At 35.8% G+C, this 862-nt stretch carries 1 pseudogene; it reads right to left on the bottom strand.

Features of this window, described 5'->3' with window-relative positions:
• Positions 1-862, bottom strand: a pseudogene (locus WFK35_RS22930) (alpha-2-macroglobulin family protein); the annotation flags it as partial.

The raw sequence follows: 862 nt of genomic DNA, 5'->3' as shown, positions 1-862 counted from the left end.
AATGGTTGCTTTATCACTTTCCGCATTCGTCCATGATTTTCCTGAATTTAAAATCGTAAAAATAACTTCCGAAGTTCCTCTTGAGCTTCCCCATGAATTCACTTCTTTCTGCGTAATCAGCCAGATTTTCAAATCTTCAATGAATTGCTGATCGTTGGGTTTTAATTTATTAAATGCTTCCAGTGCTCCTGCATGATTCACCACTTTCGAGCTGAACCAGCCCCAGTTATCAAGATTCTGTTTCCAGTAGATACCCTGCATTTTTGAATCTACGGAAGTTTCTTTCAGGTAATTTAACAATTTATCTGAAACTTCTTTTAAACCATAATCATTCATCAGTAAAGCGGCACGATGCAGTCCGAAGAAGGTAAAATCTGTAATTTTCATCGTTTTTACTTTCTGTTTTACCAAGGATTTTAAAGTGGCTCGTTTTCCTTTTAACGGATACTGTTTTTCCCAGTAATTTCGGGTGTCGAGATAGTCTAAAGTCCAGTTATTGATTACATTTTCTTTTCCCGCACTGAGCGAAGTCGAAGTGTATTTTTCAATTTCATTATCTACGTATTTGATTAGGTTGGAAACCATTTCATTCTGTTCGGAATTTTGATAATCTTTTACGTTATCTTTCAGCCAGACATTGATTTTTCCTAAATTTTTAAGAATGTACAATGATGTGGAATATGAACTCGGATAACCTTTATACCACGAAAATCCTCCATCCGGATTCTGCAGTTTCTCTAAATCTTCCCAATCCTGATGAATTGAATTTTTCATTGAATTGACATCGAAAAGCAAAGCCAGTTTCGACATCTGTTCTTCTTCATTCTTACTTTCCAGAACCCACGGGGTTTCTTCTAATAAC

This window comes from Chryseobacterium sp. VD8 (assembly GCF_037149975.1).
Classification (GTDB): Bacteria; Bacteroidota; Bacteroidia; order Flavobacteriales; family Weeksellaceae; genus Chryseobacterium; species Chryseobacterium indicum.
This window is presented reverse-complemented; position numbering and strand designations above follow the sequence as displayed.